12 protein-coding genes, 1 tRNA gene and 1 pseudogene are annotated in these 16045 nt (G+C 58.0%); 9 read left to right on the top strand and 5 right to left on the bottom strand.

Going from position 1 to position 16045, the window contains the following annotated elements:
- The first annotated feature begins 61 nt into the window (after positions 1-61).
- From WMO20_RS09465 to WMO20_RS09445, 5 genes are all read left to right on the top strand, one after another.
- Entirely contained in the window at positions 62-1765 is a 1704-nt protein-coding gene (locus WMO20_RS09465) for an ABC transporter substrate-binding protein (protein ID WP_349186656.1), read from the top strand.
- Positions 1766-1899: 134 nt separating this feature from the next.
- On the top strand, positions 1900-2835 hold the full coding sequence (locus tag WMO20_RS09460) for an ABC transporter permease (RefSeq protein ID WP_349186655.1): 936 nt from the start codon (positions 1900-1902) through the stop codon (positions 2833-2835).
- Complete coding sequence (locus tag WMO20_RS09455; protein ID WP_349186654.1) at positions 2836-3939, top strand: ABC transporter permease; 1104 nt, start codon at positions 2836-2838, stop codon at positions 3937-3939.
- Positions 3940-3952: 13 nt separating this feature from the next.
- Positions 3953-5050 carry an ABC transporter ATP-binding protein gene (locus WMO20_RS09450; protein ID WP_316544853.1) on the top strand — a complete coding sequence of 366 codons (1098 nt, stop codon included), beginning with the start codon at positions 3953-3955 and terminating at the stop codon, positions 5048-5050.
- Complete coding sequence (locus WMO20_RS09445; RefSeq protein WP_349186653.1) at positions 5051-5983, top strand: ABC transporter ATP-binding protein; 933 nt, start codon at positions 5051-5053, stop codon at positions 5981-5983.
- Between the two features lie 96 nt (positions 5984-6079).
- Here WMO20_RS09445 and WMO20_RS09440 read toward each other — a convergent pair.
- Both WMO20_RS09440 and WMO20_RS09435 read right to left on the bottom strand, forming a co-directional pair.
- A pseudogene (locus WMO20_RS09440) lies at positions 6080-6259 on the bottom strand (thiamine pyrophosphate-dependent enzyme); the annotation flags it as partial.
- 72 nt (positions 6260-6331) lie between these two features.
- Positions 6332-7321 carry an RluA family pseudouridine synthase gene (locus WMO20_RS09435; protein WP_112091312.1) on the bottom strand — a complete coding sequence of 330 codons (990 nt, stop codon included), beginning with the start codon at positions 7319-7321 and terminating at the stop codon, positions 6332-6334.
- Positions 7322-7491: 170 nt separating this feature from the next.
- Here WMO20_RS09435 and WMO20_RS09430 point away from each other — a divergent pair, with 170 nt between their 5' ends.
- The 4 genes from WMO20_RS09430 (at position 7492) to WMO20_RS09415 (ending at position 13449) form a co-directional block, all read left to right on the top strand.
- On the top strand, positions 7492-8211 hold the full coding sequence (locus WMO20_RS09430) for a JAB domain-containing protein (protein WP_308564462.1): 720 nt from the start codon (positions 7492-7494) through the stop codon (positions 8209-8211).
- 94 nt (positions 8212-8305) lie between these two features.
- Positions 8306-10363, top strand: coding sequence for an excinuclease ABC subunit UvrB (gene uvrB, locus WMO20_RS09425; protein ID WP_349151448.1), 2058 nt, complete (start codon positions 8306-8308; stop codon positions 10361-10363).
- A complete protein-coding gene (uvrA, locus tag WMO20_RS09420) occupies positions 10350-13217 on the top strand; it encodes an excinuclease ABC subunit UvrA (protein WP_349186652.1) in 2868 nt (955 codons plus the stop codon). Before uvrB ends, uvrA begins: the two co-directional genes overlap by 14 nt.
- Before the next feature lie 154 nt (positions 13218-13371).
- A tRNA-Pro gene (locus WMO20_RS09415) sits at positions 13372-13449 on the top strand.
- Between the two features lie 134 nt (positions 13450-13583).
- On the opposite strand, the gene WMO20_RS09410 is transcribed toward WMO20_RS09415, so the two are convergent.
- The 3 genes from WMO20_RS09410 to WMO20_RS09400 form a co-directional block, all read right to left on the bottom strand.
- Positions 13584-14681: a tyrosine-type recombinase/integrase gene (locus tag WMO20_RS09410; protein WP_223382200.1), complete on the bottom strand. Its 1098-nt coding sequence runs from the start codon at positions 14679-14681 to the stop codon at positions 13584-13586.
- 75 nt (positions 14682-14756) lie between these two features.
- Positions 14757-14957, bottom strand: coding sequence for a helix-turn-helix domain-containing protein (locus WMO20_RS09405; protein WP_005927005.1), 201 nt, complete (start codon positions 14955-14957; stop codon positions 14757-14759).
- Positions 14958-15089: 132 nt separating this feature from the next.
- Positions 15090-15902 carry a DUF6551 family protein gene (locus WMO20_RS09400; RefSeq protein WP_349186650.1) on the bottom strand — a complete coding sequence of 271 codons (813 nt, stop codon included), beginning with the start codon at positions 15900-15902 and terminating at the stop codon, positions 15090-15092.
- Between the last annotated feature and the right edge of the window lie 143 nt (positions 15903-16045).

The following is a 16045-nucleotide window of genomic DNA, read 5'->3' as shown; positions in this document are numbered from 1 at the left end:
TTTAGAACGCAACGCTTTAGCAGAGTATAAAGCTAAAGCGGTGAAGAGAGGGGAAACATCTATGAGATTTGATCGTCGTATTTCGCGCCGCAGCTTCCTGGCAGCTGCCGGTGTTACCTCCGCAGCACTGGCTCTGACAGCCTGCGGCGGCTCTTCCAGCTCCGTGGCGGCTTCTTCCGCTTCCGGCACTGCTTCCTCTGCAGCTGGCACTGCACAGGGCGGCACCCTGAACATTATGCTGGAGACCGAGGTTCAGTCGCTGGACCCGCAGATCGCCACCGACGGCACCTCCTTTGAGGTCATCGCCGATTACACCGACGGCCTGATGCAGATGGATGCCGACGGCGCAGCAGTTCCCGCCATTGCAGAGACTTATGAGATCAGCGAGGACGGCAAGACCTATACCTTCCACCTGCGGGATGTCAAGTGGTCCAACGGCGATGCCGTTACCGCTGCCGATTTCGTGTTTGGCTGGCAGCGTGCCGTAGACCCCGCCAACGCTTCCGAGTATTCCTATATGCTTTCTGATATCGGTCAGGTGGTCAACGCTGCCGAGATCATTGCCGGCGAAAAGCCTGTCACCGATCTGGGCGTCACCGCAGTGGACGACAAGACGCTGGAGGTCCAGCTGAATGTTCCTGTCAGCTACTTTTTGAGCCTGATGTATTTCCCCACCTTCTATCCGGTCAACGAGGCTTTCTTCAACACCTGCAAGGACACCTTCGGCACCAGCCCCGACACGGTGCTGTCCAACGGCGCTTTCAAGCTGACGGATTACCAGCCGGCTGCTACTGCCTTTACACTGGAAAAGAACCCCGATTACTACGATGCTGCTAAGGTCGCACTGGACGGTCTGGCCTATCAGGTCATCAAGGACAGCCAGCAGGCACTGATGAGCTACCAGACCGGTGCTCTGGATATGACCCTGCTGAACGGCGAGCAGGTGGATCAGGTCAAGGATGACCCCGAATTTACCAGCGTGGGCGCCGGTTACCTGTGGTACATCAGCCCCAACATCGACGGTGTGCCGGAGCTTGCCAACGAGAACCTGCGCAAGGCCATCACCTTTGCACTGGATCGTGACGCCATTACCGGGGACGTGCTGAAGGATGGCTCTGCACCCTGCTACACCGCGGTTCCGCCGCAGTTTGCCACCGGCCCCGACGGCAGCGATTTCAGCGCCGACCAGACCAAGTTTGCAGAGTTCTGCGCTTATGATGCCGACAAGGCCAAGGAGTACTACGAGCAGGCCAAGAGCGAGCTGGGCAAGGACTCCTTCACCTTCAACATGGTGGTGGATGCCGACGACGCACCCCAGAAGGTGGCACAGGTCGTCAAGGAGCAGCTGGAGACCACGCTGGCAGGCTTTACCCTGAACCTGACCGTGGAGCCCAAGAAGCAGCGCGTGCAGGATATGCAGGACGGCAACTTTGAGATCGGCCTGACCCGCTGGGGCCCCGACTACGCCGACCCCATGACCTATCTGGGTATGTGGGTGACCGGCAATTCCAACAACTACGGTCTGTGGAGCGATGCCGACTACGATGCCATCATTGACGAGTGCACCACCGGCGATCTGTGCACCGACCCCGAGGGCCGCTGGGCTGCTTTGTACGAGGCAGAGCAGATCGTTCTGGAGCAGGCAGTCATCTTCCCGCTGTACGGCCAGTGCAATGCCGAGATGGTCTCCTCTGCCGTTACCGGCGTAGCGTTCCACCCCGTGGCACTGAACCGCGTGTATAAGAACGCCGCTAAGAGCGTGTAAAACAAAAGCATACTGAATAAGGCCGCACAGTGGCCCGCAAAAAGCCACTGTGCGCCTTTTTGCCATTTGACCTGTACGCGGCAGGCGAACGATTGACCGCGAAAAACGCTTTGGACAAAGGGGGTCCACCCGACGTGAAAAAGTACACACTCAAGCGAATCCTGACATCGCTGTTCACGCTGCTGGCAATCCTGCTGGTGCTGTTCATCCTGATGCAGCTGATGCCCGGCTCGCCCTTCAATGATGAAAAGCTGACGCCCGATATGCGGGCAGCCCTATATGCAAAGTACGGCCTTGACCAGCCCATCTATATCCAGTTCTTCCGCTATGTGGGCAATATGCTCCGGGGCGATCTGGGTGTCAGCTACAATATCTCCAAAAATACGCCCATCTCTCAGCTCATCCAGTCCCGTCTGCCCATCTCCATTCAGGTGGGCGGCATGGCGGTCACGCTGGGTGCCATCGTAGGTCTGGTGCTGGGCATCCTCGCCGCCTTAAAGCGGGATACCGTGGTGGACACCATTGCTACCATCATCTCGGTCATCGGCGTATCGGTGCCGTCCTATGTGTTCGCACTGGCGCTGAGCTACACCCTCGGCTTCAAATTCCGCTGGTTCCCCATGCTGTTTTCCGCCAAGGACATCTTTGGCTCCAGCGTGCTGCCCAGCATTTCGCTTTCCATGTTTACCATGGCATCCATTGCCCGCTTTACCCGCAGTGAGATGATCGAGGTGCTGGATTCCGATTATATGCTGCTGGCTGAGAGCAAGGGCATCTCCGGCCCGGCGCTGATCTTCCGCCACGCGTTGCGCAACGCCCTGATCCCCATCATCACGGTGCTGGCACCGCTGATCGTGGATCTGATGACCGGCTCGCTGGTGGTGGAAAAGATCTTTGCCATCCCCGGCGTGGGCAGCCTGCTGGTGACGGCCATCCAGTCCAACGATTACAACGTGGTCATTGGTCTGAGCTTTATTTACAGTGCCATGTACATTGGCATCATGCTGGTCGTTGACCTGCTGTACGGCATTATCGACCCGCGCATTCGTTTGGCAAAGGGGGACGACTAAATGGCAGAAAAAGCGATCCGGCTGGGCGGCGAATCCACCGCCGATGCCATTGTCAGCGCCGTGGATGCAATGTACACGGAGCACACCTTTGCGGAAAAGGATTTTGCCCTCAAGCACAACGAGGACGAGATCAGCGTGGATACCAACTTTGCGGCGCAGAACTTCTGGAAGGAAGCGCTCATCCGCTTTTTCAATAAAAAGAGCGCCGTGCTGGGGCTTGTCCTCATCGTGGTCATCGTGCTGCTGGCCGTATTTGGCCCGGGCATGAACAGCTACACCTACTCCGGGCAGGATCTGAGCCAGAAAAACTTTGCGCCTCGCGTGCCGGGCATTGAGCAGTTCGGCATTCTGGACGGCAGCGAGAAGATGAGCACCACCACCGGCTCCAAGCTGACCAACGCTTATCAGGAAAAAGACAAGCTGGACGTCTACTACTGGTTCGGCAGCGATTTGTACGGCCGCGACATCTGGACCCGCACATGGGAAGGCGCGCGCGTCTCCCTGATCATCGCGGTGGCTGCGGCCATCATTGATATGGTCATCGGCATGAGCTACGGCCTGATCTCGGGCTACTTTGGCGGCAGGGTGGATATGGTGATGCAGCGCTTTCTGGAAGTAGCCAACGGCATCCCCCGGCTGGTCATCGTTACGCTGCTGCTGCTGGTATTGCAGCCCGGCATGGTGACCATCATCTTTGCCCTGATGCTGACCGAGTGGGTGGGCATGAGCCGCATCGCCCGCGCCGAGATGCTCAAGCTGAAGGATCAGGAGTTCGTTCTGGCGTCCCGTACGCTGGGCGCAGGCAGCTTCTTCATTATCTTTAAAGAAGTGCTGCCTAACATCATCGGACCCATCATCACGCAGGTCATGTTCAGCATCCCGACTGCTATCTTCACCGAGGCGTTCCTCTCCTTCGTGGGTCTGGGCATCCCGGTGCCGCAGTGCTCGCTGGGTTCTCTGATCAGCGAGCTGTACAACAGTTTTACCACCCATCCGTATCAGATCATCCCGCCCATTGTAGTCATGAGCCTGTTGATGCTCAGCTTCAACCTTGTGGCGGACGGCCTGCGCGAGGCGCTGGACCCCAAGATGAAGAGTATGTAAGGAGGAACACCCCATGCCTGAAACAAAAAAAGAACAGGTCTTGTCGGTGCGAGACCTTGATATCACCTTTAAGACCACCGCAGGCCCGGTGCACGCCATCCGCGGCGTGAACATCGACCTGTACAAGGGCGAGACGGTCGCGCTGGTGGGCGAGTCCGGTTCCGGCAAGTCTGTCACCATGAAAGCCGCCATGGGCATTCTGGCCAAGAACGCCACCGTGAACAGCGGCAGCATCCAGTTCAGCTACCACCATGCCGACGGCAGCCCGGAGACCGTGGACCTGCTGCAAAAGGATAAAAAGTGGATCCGCCGCCACATCAACGGCAAGCGCATCGCCATGGTGTTCCAGGATCCCATGACCAGCCTTGATCCCACCATGACCATCGGCAAACAGATCATGGAGGGAATGCTCTGGCACTTCAAGATGCCCAAGACGGAAGCCTACAAAAAGGCACTGGAACTGCTGGAAGAGGTGGGCATCACCGATGCGGAAAAGCGGATGAAAAACTACCCGCACCAGCTGTCCGGCGGTATGCGCCAGCGTGTGGTCATTGCCATTGCGCTCTCCTGCGACCCCGACCTGCTCATCTGTGATGAGCCCACCACCGCGCTGGATGTGACCATTCAGGCCAAAATTCTGGAGCTGATCCGCCGCATCCAAAAGGAGCGCGGCATCTCGGTCATCTACATCACCCACGACCTTGGCGTTGTGGCAAAGGTGGCAGACTATGTGGACGTGATGTACGCCGGCAAGATCGTGGAGACCGGCACCATCGACGAGATCTTCTACGACCCCAAGCACCCCTACACATGGGGTCTGCTGTCGGCCATGCCCGACCTTGACACCGCTGATGACCGTCTGTATACCATTCCCGGCTCGCCGCCGAACCTGCTGCACGAGAAGCCCGGCGATGCCTTTGCACCCCGCAACCGCTTTGCGCTGAACATCGACGATGAGATCGACCCGCCCATGTTCAAGATCAGCGATACCCACTATGCGGCGACATGGCTGCTGGACCCCCGTGCCCCCAAGGTGGAGATGCCGCCGGAGCTCAAGGAGCGCATTGCCCGCATGAAAGCAGAAGCAAAAAAGATCGAGGAGGCGGAATAAATGGCAGCACAGAGCACGACCCCGCTGCTGAAGGTCGAGGGACTGAAGCAGTATTTCCGCGTCAACAAGAATTTTACAGTCAAGGCGGTGGATGATGTCAGTTTTGAGATCTACCCCGGCGAGACCTACGGTCTGGTGGGCGAGTCCGGCTCGGGAAAATCCACCATCGGCCGCAGCATCATCCGCCTGTACGACCCCACTGCGGGCAAGATCACCTTTGAGGGGCAGGATATCAGCGGCCGTCTGAGCCATGCGCAGAACAACACCCTACGCACCCAGATGCAGATGATCTTTCAAGACCCCATGGCGTCCCTGAACCCCCGCAAGAAGGTGGAGGACATCATCGGCGAGGGGCTGGATATCCACCATCTATGCAAAACGCAGGCAGAGCGCCGCGAAAAGGTGGAAAAGATCCTTGCCAAGGTCGGCCTTGCCCCGGAGCACGCCGAGCGCTATCCCCACCAGTTCTCCGGCGGTCAGCGCCAGCGCGTGGGCATTGCCCGCGCCCTGATCATGAACCCCAAGCTCATTATTGCGGATGAGTGCATCTCGGCACTGGATGTGTCCATTCAGGCACAGGTGGTCAACCTGATGAAGGATATCCAGCAGGAGACCGGCACGGCTTATCTGTTCATCGCCCACGACCTGTCCATGGTCAAGTACATCTCCGACCGCATCGGTGTGCTGCATCTGGGCCACCTGCTGGAGACCGGCACCACCGAGGAGATCTTCGAGCACCCCATCCACCCCTACACCCGGAGCCTGCTGTCGGCCATTCCGCTGCCGAACCCGGTGGTGGAAAAGCGCCGCGTGGCGGAAACTTACGACTATGCCACCTCCGGCATCGACTATTCCAAGGGCACCAGCCACCATGTGGAGGGCAGCCATTACGTCAAGTGTACGGACGAAGAATTTGCCAAGTGGTGCAAATAAGACCTGACAGGCCGCAGAAAGCCGCCTGATCTCCCTACAAAAAGAACACCCCCGGCAGCTGCAGCTGCCGGGGGTGTTCTGCTATAAGCGCAAAGCTCAGGTCTCGCTTTGCCGGTATACCTCCTTCAGGTGGGCAGAAAGCTTCATGTTTTCGCTGTAATCCACAGGGACTACGATCACGCTGGGCACCGTCTGCCGGAAGGCTTCTTCCAGCGTGGGGATGAGGTCGGCGGCTTTTTCCACCCGGTAGCCCTTGCAGTGCATGGCCTCGGCCAGCAGCTTTTTGCAGACTTCTGCAAGAGCCAATTTACACAAAAAGTGCGGGGCGCAACGGCGTTTCTTGTCTTGTTATGCTTCCTTGCTTTTATCCAGCGCATCGAACTGCTGCAGGATCTGGGGGTCTTTCAGCTTGATGACCTTGCCGGAAAGGTAGTGCAGGGTGTTTTCCTCCGGCACATCCAGAAAGCTGATGCGCACCGCGCACAGCGCCTGCGTTTTGGTGCCGGTGCGCTCGTTCATCTTGCGGTTGCCGTATTTGATATCGCCCAGCACCGGCTTGCCCAGATAGGCCAGATGTGCACGGATCTGATGGGTGCGCCCGGTGACAAGGCCGATCTTGCACAGGGCAAAAGGGCCTGCGGTGCGCAGCACGTCCACGTCCGTGATGATCTGCTTGCGGCGCTCGTCCTGCGATTGATGGGCGTGGATGCTGACCTTGTTGTTCTTCTCGTCGTGCTCCCACCATGCGGTGAACCGCCCGGACTGGGGAATGCCCACCGTGATGGTGTAGTATTCCTTCTTCAGCAGGTCGGTGCGGATGATCTCGTTCATGTCCCGCAGGGCGGCGTAGTTCTTGGCGGCGATCACCAGCCCCTCGGTGCCGCGGTCCAACCGGTTGCAGATGCCGGGCTTGAAGCGGTTCTCGCCGTGGGGATCGTATTCGCCCTTCTGGGTCAGGTATTGGGTAAAGGCGTCCACCAGATTGGCATCGCCGGTGCGGTCGCTGTGGCACAGCAGGTGAGTGGGCTTGTACAGCACCGCAAGGTTTTCGTCCTCATAGATGACCGTCACCTTGGGCTGATTGGGCTGCTTTTTGGGGGCAGCCTTCTGCACCGGCTTTGCGCCCTCGGGCGGGAAAAACTCGTCGTTGATGTACAGCTCGATCAGATCTCCCGCCTGCAAACGGTATTCCGGCGCGGCTTTTTTGCCGTTTACCTTCACCCGCTTGTTGCGGAAACTCTTGTACAGCAGGCTGGTGGGAAAATCGCGGGTCACGCTCTGCACAAAGCGCGAAAGACGCACGCCGTCATCGTTGGCGGTGGCAGTAAATTGTTTCATAAAGCTATCCTCATCGTTTTTGTCAGAATCATGCTTTTATAGTAATACAGGCGGGGCGGGAAGTCAACGCGCATTCCGGTGCAAAATCCGGGTTATTTTTGCAGAACGCTTGTGTTTGCGCCGCAAAATGGGTACTATAAGGAGAGAACATAGAAAAAAGGAGTACCGCCATGGCAGAGAATAAACGGCACAAGGGACATCGCCAGCGGATGCGGGAGAGGGTGCAGAACTATGGGCTGGACAGCTTGGCCGAGCACGAGGCGCTGGAATATGTGCTTTACCTGACCAACGCCCAAAAGGATACCAACGGCATCGCCCACGACCTGATCGACCGGTTTGGGGATTTTGCGGCGGTGCTGGAAGCCAGCGAGGAAGAGCTGTGCACTGTAGAGGGCGTAGGCCCCTCTACTGCCCGGATGCTGCATCTGTTGCCCCAGATCAGCCGGTACTATGGGCGCAGCCGCACCAGCACCACCCGCTGCATCAAGACCACCGAGCAGATGGGCAGCTATCTGATGGCAAAGTTTGCGTGGTCGGACTACGAGCGCGCCATGCTGGTCAGTCTGGACAGCCGCAAGCGGGTGCGCGCCGCCGTCTGGCTGCGGGAGGGCACCTCCGACCGGGTCAGTCTGGATATCAAGAACGTGGTGGCTGCTGCCATCAAGGGCGGCACGGACGCCGTGGTGCTCTGCCACAACCACCCCAACGGGGTGGCGCTGCCCTCGCTGGAGGACATGGACGCTACCGGCAGCATTGCCCGGGCGCTGGGGCTGGTAAATGTGCACCTGCTGGATCACTTTATCCTGACCGACACCGAGTATTTTTCCATGCGGGACGCCAACCGCCTGCCCATCTACGATTTCAAGACCGGTACGCTGTTCTGGCCGTAAAACAAAAAACTGTTTACATTATAAAATATGCGTGCTATAATACAACTTGAAACAACAACAGATTGTGGTTATGTGTGCGGGAGGGAGAAAAACGATGGCAGAGGAAAAATTTGAGCTGGTGTCGAACTATGCCCCCACCGGCGACCAGCCTCAGGCGATCGCGCAGCTGGTGGAGGGGGTGCAGCGGGGCGACCGCTGCCAGACCCTGCTGGGCGTGACCGGCAGCGGCAAGACCTTTACCATGGCCAACGTCATTGCCCAGTGCAACCGCCCCACGCTGGTGCTGGCACACAACAAAACGCTGGCGGCGCAGCTGTGCACCGAGTTCCGCTCGTTTTTCCCCAACAACGCGGTGGAGTACTTCGTCAGCTATTACGACTACTACCAGCCGGAGGCCTACATCCCCAGCACCGATACCTATATTGAAAAGGACAGCGCCATCAATGACGAGATTGACCGCCTGCGCCATTCGGCTACGGCGGCGCTTTCCGAGCGGCGGGACGTCATTATTGTGGCATCGGTGTCCTGCATCTACTCGCTGGGCGACCCCATCGACTACCGCAGCATGGTCATCAGTCTGCGCCCCGGGATGCAGATGGAGCGGGATGAGCTGTGCAAAAAGCTGGTCACCCTGCAATACGAGCGCAACGACGTGAATTTTGTGCGCAATAAGTTCCGGGTGCACGGCGACACGGTGGACATTTATCTGGCTTATATGAGCGAGCTGGCCATCCGGGTGGAGTTTTTCGGGGACGAGATCGACCGCATTACCGAGTTCAACCCCCTGACCGGCTCCAAGCAGAACGTGGTCAAGCACGTTGCCATCTTCCCGGCCAGCCACTATATCGTCAGCGCCGAAAAAAAGGCCGCTGCGCTGGAAAAGATCCGCGCCGAGTGCGACGCACAGGTCAAGCAGTTCACCGCCGAGGGCAAGCTCATCGAAGCGCAGCGCATTGCCCAGCGCACCAACTACGATATCGAGATGCTGAACGAGGTGGGCATCTGCAAGGGCATCGAGAACTACTCGGCGGTGCTGTCCGGCCGCGCGCCGGGCAGTATGCCCACCACGCTGCTGGATTATTTCCCGGAGGATTTTCTGCTCTTTGTGGACGAGAGCCACGTCACCCTGCCGCAGGTGCGCGCCATGTACGGCGGCGACTACGCCCGCAAAAAAACGCTGGTGGAGTATGGCTTCCGTCTGCCGTCTGCCTTCGATAACCGCCCCCTGAAATTTGAGGAGGTGGAGTCCAAGCTCAACCAGATGATCTTTGTCTCCGCCACTCCCGGCGAGTACGAGCGCCGGAACAGCTCACAGGTGGCGCAGCAGGTCATCCGCCCCACGGGTCTGTTGGACCCGGTCATCTCGGTGCGTCCGGTGGAAGGGCAGGTGGTGGATCTTTTGGGCGAGATCAACGCCCGCATCCAGCGGCAGGAGCGGGTGCTGGTGACCACCCTGACCAAAAAAATGGCCGAGGATCTTACCGATTACCTCACCGAGCAGGGGATCAAGGTCAAGTATATGCACCACGAGGTGGATACCTTCGAGCGCATGGAGATCATCAAGGATCTGCGCTTGGGCAGTATCGACGTGGTGGTGGGCATCAACCTGCTGCGCGAGGGTCTGGATCTGCCGGAGGTGAGCCTTGTGGCCATTCTGGATGCCGACAAGGAGGGCTTTCTGCGCAGTGAGACCAGCCTGATCCAGACCATCGGACGTGCCGCCCGCAACGCGGAGGGCATGGTCATCATGTATGCCGATGTGGTGACCGACAGCATGGAGCGCGCCATCACCGAGACCGAGCGCCGTCGTGCCATCCAGATGGCCTATAATGAGGAACACGGCATCGTGCCCAAGACCATCGTAAAAGCCATTGCGGACAGCATCGAGATCAGCGATAAGGCCGAAAACGCCAAGCGCAACACCCGCCGCATGGGCAAGCTGGAGCGGGAAGCTGCCATTGAGCGCCTGACCCGGGAGATGAAGGAAGCCGCGAAGCTGCTGGAATTTGAGCACGCAGCCTTCCTGCGGGATCAGATCGACCGCCTGCGCCGGGGCGAAAACCCCACCGTGGACTCCGCCGCCGAGACCGAGCGCAAACAGAACCATGCACAGACACAACGAAAAGGGAGAAAATACCTTGGCAAACGATAAAATTATTATCAAAGGTGCCCGCGAGCACAACCTGAAAAATATTAACCTGACCCTCCCGCGGGAAAAGCTGATCGTTATGACCGGCCTTTCCGGTTCGGGCAAGTCCAGTCTGGCCTTCGATACCATCTATGCCGACGGTCAGCGCCGCTATGTGGAAAGCCTTTCCAGCTATGCCCGGATGTTTCTGGGCCGGATGGATAAGCCGGACGTGGACGAGATCACCGGTCTTTCGCCGGCCATCTCCATCGACCAAAAGACCACCAGCCACAACCCCCGCTCCACCGTGGGCACCGTGACTGAAATTTACGATTATCTGCGCCTGCTGTACGCCCGCATCGGCGTGCCGCACTGCCCGGTGTGCGGGCGGGTCATCAGCCAGCAGACCGTGGACGAGATGGTGGATGCTGTCCTCAAGCTGGAGGAGGGCACCAAGTTCCAGATTTTAGCCCCCGTGGTACGCCAGCGCAAGGGCACCCAGCAAAAGGAGCTGGATGCCGCCCGCCGCGCCGGTTACGCCCGCGTGAAAATCGACGGCAACCTGTATGATCTGGACGAGGAGATCAGTCTGGAAAAGAACATCAAGCATACGGTGGAGATCGTGGTGGACCGTCTTGCTCTGCGCAAGGGCATCCGCAGCCGTCTGGCGGATTCGCTGGAAACGGCGCTGGCGCTCACCGGCGGCGTAGCCGAGGTGGACGTCATCGGCGGCGAGTGCATGACCTTCAGCCAGAACTTTGCCTGCCCGGAGCACGGCATTTCCATCAGCGACCTGTCGCCCCGGCTGTTCTCCTTCAATAACCCGCTGGGTGCCTGCGAAAAATGCACCGGCCTTGGCACCTTTATGCGGGTGGATGAGGATCGCATCCTGCCTAACCGCAGCCTTTCCATCCGGGAGGGTGCCATCAAGGCCAGCGGCTGGTACTACGCCGAAGGCTCGGTGAGCGAGATGTACTACCTCGGCCTTGGCAAAAAATACGGTTTTACGCTGGATACGCCCATCAAGGAGATGAGCACCGAGGCGGTGAATGCCCTGCTCTACGGCACCAACGGTGAAAAGATCGAGATGCACCGCACCAACGAGTTCGGCAGCGGGGTGTACTACAACACCTTCGAGGGCATCGTGGAAAATCTGGAGCGCCGCTTCCGCGAGACGAGCAGCGAGTGGATGAAGGAAGAGATCGGCAGCTTTATGTCCGGCGTGGAGTGTCCGGACTGCCACGGACAGCGCCTGAAGCCGGTGGTGCTTGCCGTGACCATCGGGGACAAGAACATCAGCCAGTTCTGCGAGATGTCCATCCGGGACGAGCTGGAATTTATCCGGCAAAACGAGCCGAACCTCACCAAAAAGCAGCAGCAGATCGGCGGCCAGATCATGAAGGAGATCAAAAACCGCCTGCAATTTTTGCAAAGCGTGGGTCTGGATTACCTCACGCTGGCCCGGGCGGCGGGTACGCTGTCCGGCGGCGAGAGCCAGCGCATCCGCCTGACCACCCAGATCGGCAGCGCCCTGTCCGGCGTGCTCTATGTGCTGGACGAGCCCTCCATCGGCCTGCACCAGCGGGACAACGATAAGCTCATTGCCACCCTGAAAAACCTGCGGGATCTGGGCAACACGGTCATCGTGGTAGAGCACGACGAGGACACCATGCGCAGCGCGGATTATATCGTGGACGTAGGCCCCGGTGCTGGTGTGCACGGCGGCGAGATCGTGGCCGCAGGCAGCGTAAAGGATATCTGCAAGGCCAAGCGCAGCATTACCGGCGACTACCTCTCCGGCCGCAAGCGCATTGCCGTGCCCCAGACCCGCCGCACCGGCAACGGCCACTGCCTGACCGTAAAGGGCGCACGGGAAAACAACCTGCGCAATATCGATGTCAGCTTCCCGCTGGGGGAGTTCATCTGTGTCACTGGCATTTCCGGCTCGGGCAAGTCCAGCCTTATCAATGAGATCCTTTACAAAACGCTGGCCAGCGAGCTGAACGGTGCCCGCTCCCGTGCCGGCAAGTGCGATGGGGTAGAGGGGCTGGAGTTCGTGGATAAGGTCATCGGCATCGACCAGCAGCCCATCGGCCGCACCCCGCGCTCCAACCCCGCCACCTACACCGGCGTGTTCAATGATATCCGCACCGTGTTCTCCCAGACGCAGGACGCTAAAATGCGGGGCTACGGCCCGGGACGGTTCAGCTTCAATGTCAAGGGCGGTCGCTGCGAAGCCTGCGAGGGTAACGGTATTTTGCAGATCGAAATGCACTTTCTGCCGGACGTCTATGTGCCCTGTGAGGTGTGCAAGGGCGCGCGCTACAACCGCGAAACGCTGGAAGTGAAGTATAAGGAAAAGACCATTGCAGATGTGCTGAACATGACCGTGGAGGAAGCGGTGGTGTTCTTTGCCAACCAGCCCAAGATCGCCCGCAAGCTGCAGACGCTGCTGGACGTTGGCCTTGGCTATGTCACCTTGGGGCAGAGCGCCACCACCCTGTCCGGCGGCGAGGCGCAGCGCGTAAAACTGGCCAACGAGCTTGCCCGCCGCGGCACCGGCAAAACGGTGTATATTCTGGACGAGCCCACCACCGGTCTGCACATTGCAGACGTGCACCGCCTGATCGAGGTGCTGCAAAAGCTGGTGGACGTGGGCAACACGGTCATCGTCATCGAGCATAATCTGGATCTCATCAAGTGCGCCGACCATATCATCGACCTTGGCCCGGAGGGCGGCAGCGCAGGCGGCGAAATCGTAGCCGAGGGCACCCCGGAACAGGTGGCCGCCGTGTCCGGCAGCTTTACCGGCCAGTACCTGCGCCCGCTGCTGGAACGCGACCGCGCGCAGCGCGCCGCAGAAGCGGAAAAACACTGAAAAACAGCAAAAACGAAAAAGCGCGTATCCGTGTAAAAATCAGACTTTTCTCAGAAAAAACCAAAAATAATCAAAAAATCTGTTGACAAAACGGCCTTGCCTGAGTATAATACTTCTTGTCGCCACGCTTCGGTAGGGAAGCGGCGGTCGATATCCGGGTGTAGCGCAGTTTTGGTAGCGCGCTTGAATGGGGTTCAAGAGGCCGTGAGTTCGATTCTCGCCACTCGGACCATAAATCCAACGATTTCACGTTAGAAATCGTTGGATTTTTTTGTTTGTGGGCTGACCTCATTTGGTTTTGACCACAATTTTGACCACAATGCCAAAGATTTTATCTGGTCTAATTAGTGCCGTTCCGTCCAATTTTCAGGCCGAAAATGCCTCGCTGAACAACTGGATCGCACTCTGCCGAATGGATTCCTGAACATGAAGATAATGCTCAGTCATCTCGGTATCGGCGTGGCCTACGATGCTCTGGATGGTCTGGATATCCACGCCCAACGCCTGCATCTGCGACACATAGGTGTGGCGGCAGCTGTGCGGCGTGAGCAAGCGGACATCGCCCGCTTCTTCCAGAGATTTGCGGAATACATCCCGGAAATGGGTGGGATTGCAGGGCAAGCCGGTCTTGGGGCTTTCCCAGATGAACTGATCGGTGGTATCCCGCAGCTTGATGGCACACGGGCGGACATTCAGCGGCACCGGAATATCCCGGATACTGTCTTTGGATTTCGGACTGCCGATGCTGACTGTACCTTTTACGACCTTTACTGCCTGCCGGATGTGAATGACAGAGCCATCTTCTTCAATAAACTGCGGCTCCAAAGCCAGAAGTTCCTGCATTCTCATTCCAGTGCCGAGTAAAAGCCGAATGCTCAAGCCCATGCGGTCATCGGGCAGCACCTTCATCAGGTGTGCGACTTCCGCTGTGGTAAAGGCTTCCTTGCGTTTTGCGGTGCCGGATGCCCGCATCTTTTCAGCAAGCCGGACCGGGTTGCGGCGCACAAGGTCATTGGCTTCTGCCTTTTGAAAGATCTGGTAGAGCATCCCTCGTGCCTTGCTGATGTAAGAATCCGAGCGGCCATCGCGCCGCATCCCTTTCAGGAAATTTTCAATGTCGATGGGGCGTATGACGGTCAAGGGGCGATGATAAAATCCCTCTTTGAGCATTTTCAGGCAGTATTTGTAGCTTTCCTGTGTCGTGGGAGCGATATTATCCTTGTGACCCTCGAACCATGTATCAGCCCAATCTTCAAAGTACAGGATCGTGTCCAACTGGACACCGCTGATAAGCGCATCCTGATACTCTTTCAGTTTGAGCTTGACCTCCTTCTGGGTCTTGCCGTAGAAGGTCTTGAAGCGCGGCGAACCATCTTTCTGGTAGCCGTCCATCATACGTAATTCCCAGCGACCATCGCTGCGGTGGCGAAGCGTACCCTCGCCGTGTGAACGTTTGCTTGGCATATTGCCTCCTTCCTGATGTCAAGTCGTTTCGGGAATAGTATAGAAAAAGAAACCTCTTGAATCAAGGATGTCAGATCAGCCATTTACGCTGTCCGTGATCCACTGAAGAAAACGGTCTTTGGGTACGACCATCCGCTTACCGATGTGGAGCGTGGGAAAGCCGTCCGAACGGAGCAGGATGTAAGCGTTGGCGCGGGAGATGCCCAGCGCAGCAGCGACATGATCGGCTGTCAGCGTGATAGGAAGCTGCTCATACGAAGTGAACTGAGAGCGCATAGAATACCTCTTTTCTCTATATGTTGTATTAAATGAATACAGGAACACTATATATTGCACTTTGATATGTAACAAGGGGCATCTGCGGTTTGCGGATGCCCCTTGTGTATATGGGAGATATGCCTGTGAATATCAGAATTTCATCGGCAGCGCGTCTTTTCTGCACTTGCCGTTGTAGGCGGTGCAGATGGGGAAAACGTATTTTTTCCATCCGCGCAGCTTTGCGGGGTCGTCCTGCCCGATGCGGTAAATATCGACCGGGTGGATGTTGCGCAGCGCACGGAGCAGCCGTTCTTCACTGAACTCGCCGTGGTACAGTTCCACAAAATGCATCATGCCTTTCAGAACAGAGGCCCGGAACGAATCGGGTTTGCCCTCCCATGCTGCCACGATGAGCCGCATCGTTTCACAGTAGAGCGGTTCGCCCATCTGCTTGTAGAGCCGGAAAGCCGTACCAACGCAGCCGATGCGGTAATCGGTCAGCTGCTGGCTGTCATAATTGAGGCTCAATCCCACCCGGTTGGTGGCTGCGAGAAACGCCTTGGAAATGGCATCGCCGCCCACCACCTTGGCACGGAGCTTGATGCCTGCCGTCAGCGGCGCAGAGAAGCCGTTCTGCTCGGCAAAGAGCAGGGCTTCCTGCTCCACGGTCATGCCCGTGTACACCTTGCAGAGGATCGGCAGATCCTTGCCGCCGTTGCGGAGGATGCGCCCCTCGATGGTGTGCTGCCCATCCGTTACGATGAACTGACCGTTACGGAAACTGACCTTCGGCTCGTTTGCCACATATTCGTTGAAGTGGGCGGCGATCAGTTCCACACGCTTGCGCTCCACACCACGCTGATACAGTTCGCGGGGATAGACCAGCTTGCTGCTGTGGATGACCATGAGCTGGTACGGCGGGTTGACATGGATGAAGGGATTGGTGTTGTCTTTCAGGCGCATCGCATTTCCTCCTTGATCCTCCAGATGTACGTTTCGGCTTCTTTCAGGATTTCAGCAACCTGCTGTTTACGCTTCGGGATGGTGAGCAGGCTGGGGTTAAACGTGAAGCTGTATTCCAGCCGCTGGATCATTGCGTGTACCGC

Source organism: Faecalibacterium intestinale, assembly GCF_040096575.1.
Taxonomy (GTDB): Bacteria; Bacillota; Clostridia; order Oscillospirales; family Ruminococcaceae; genus Faecalibacterium; species Faecalibacterium intestinale.
Note: the sequence above shows the minus strand (reverse complement) of the source record. Positions and strands in the feature narration are given on the sequence as shown.

Coding starts and splice junctions, on each gene's coding strand:
- WMO20_RS09405 (WP_005927005.1), bottom strand. CDS start 14,957: ATGCGCTCTCAGTTCACTTCGTATGAGCAGCTTCCTATCACGCTGACA.
- WMO20_RS09435 (WP_112091312.1), bottom strand. CDS start 7,321: ATGAAACAATTTACTGCCACCGCCAACGATGACGGCGTGCGTCTTTCG.
- WMO20_RS09455 (WP_349186654.1), top strand. CDS start 2,836: ATGGCAGAAAAAGCGATCCGGCTGGGCGGCGAATCCACCGCCGATGCC.
- WMO20_RS09465 (WP_349186656.1), top strand. CDS start 62: ATGAGATTTGATCGTCGTATTTCGCGCCGCAGCTTCCTGGCAGCTGCC.
- WMO20_RS09410 (WP_223382200.1), bottom strand. CDS start 14,681: ATGCCAAGCAAACGTTCACACGGCGAGGGTACGCTTCGCCACCGCAGC.
- WMO20_RS09445 (WP_349186653.1), top strand. CDS start 5,051: ATGGCAGCACAGAGCACGACCCCGCTGCTGAAGGTCGAGGGACTGAAG.
- WMO20_RS09400 (WP_349186650.1), bottom strand. CDS start 15,902: ATGCGCCTGAAAGACAACACCAATCCCTTCATCCATGTCAACCCGCCG.
- WMO20_RS09450 (WP_316544853.1), top strand. CDS start 3,953: ATGCCTGAAACAAAAAAAGAACAGGTCTTGTCGGTGCGAGACCTTGAT.
- uvrB (WP_349151448.1), top strand. CDS start 8,306: ATGGCAGAGGAAAAATTTGAGCTGGTGTCGAACTATGCCCCCACCGGC.
- WMO20_RS09430 (WP_308564462.1), top strand. CDS start 7,492: ATGGCAGAGAATAAACGGCACAAGGGACATCGCCAGCGGATGCGGGAG.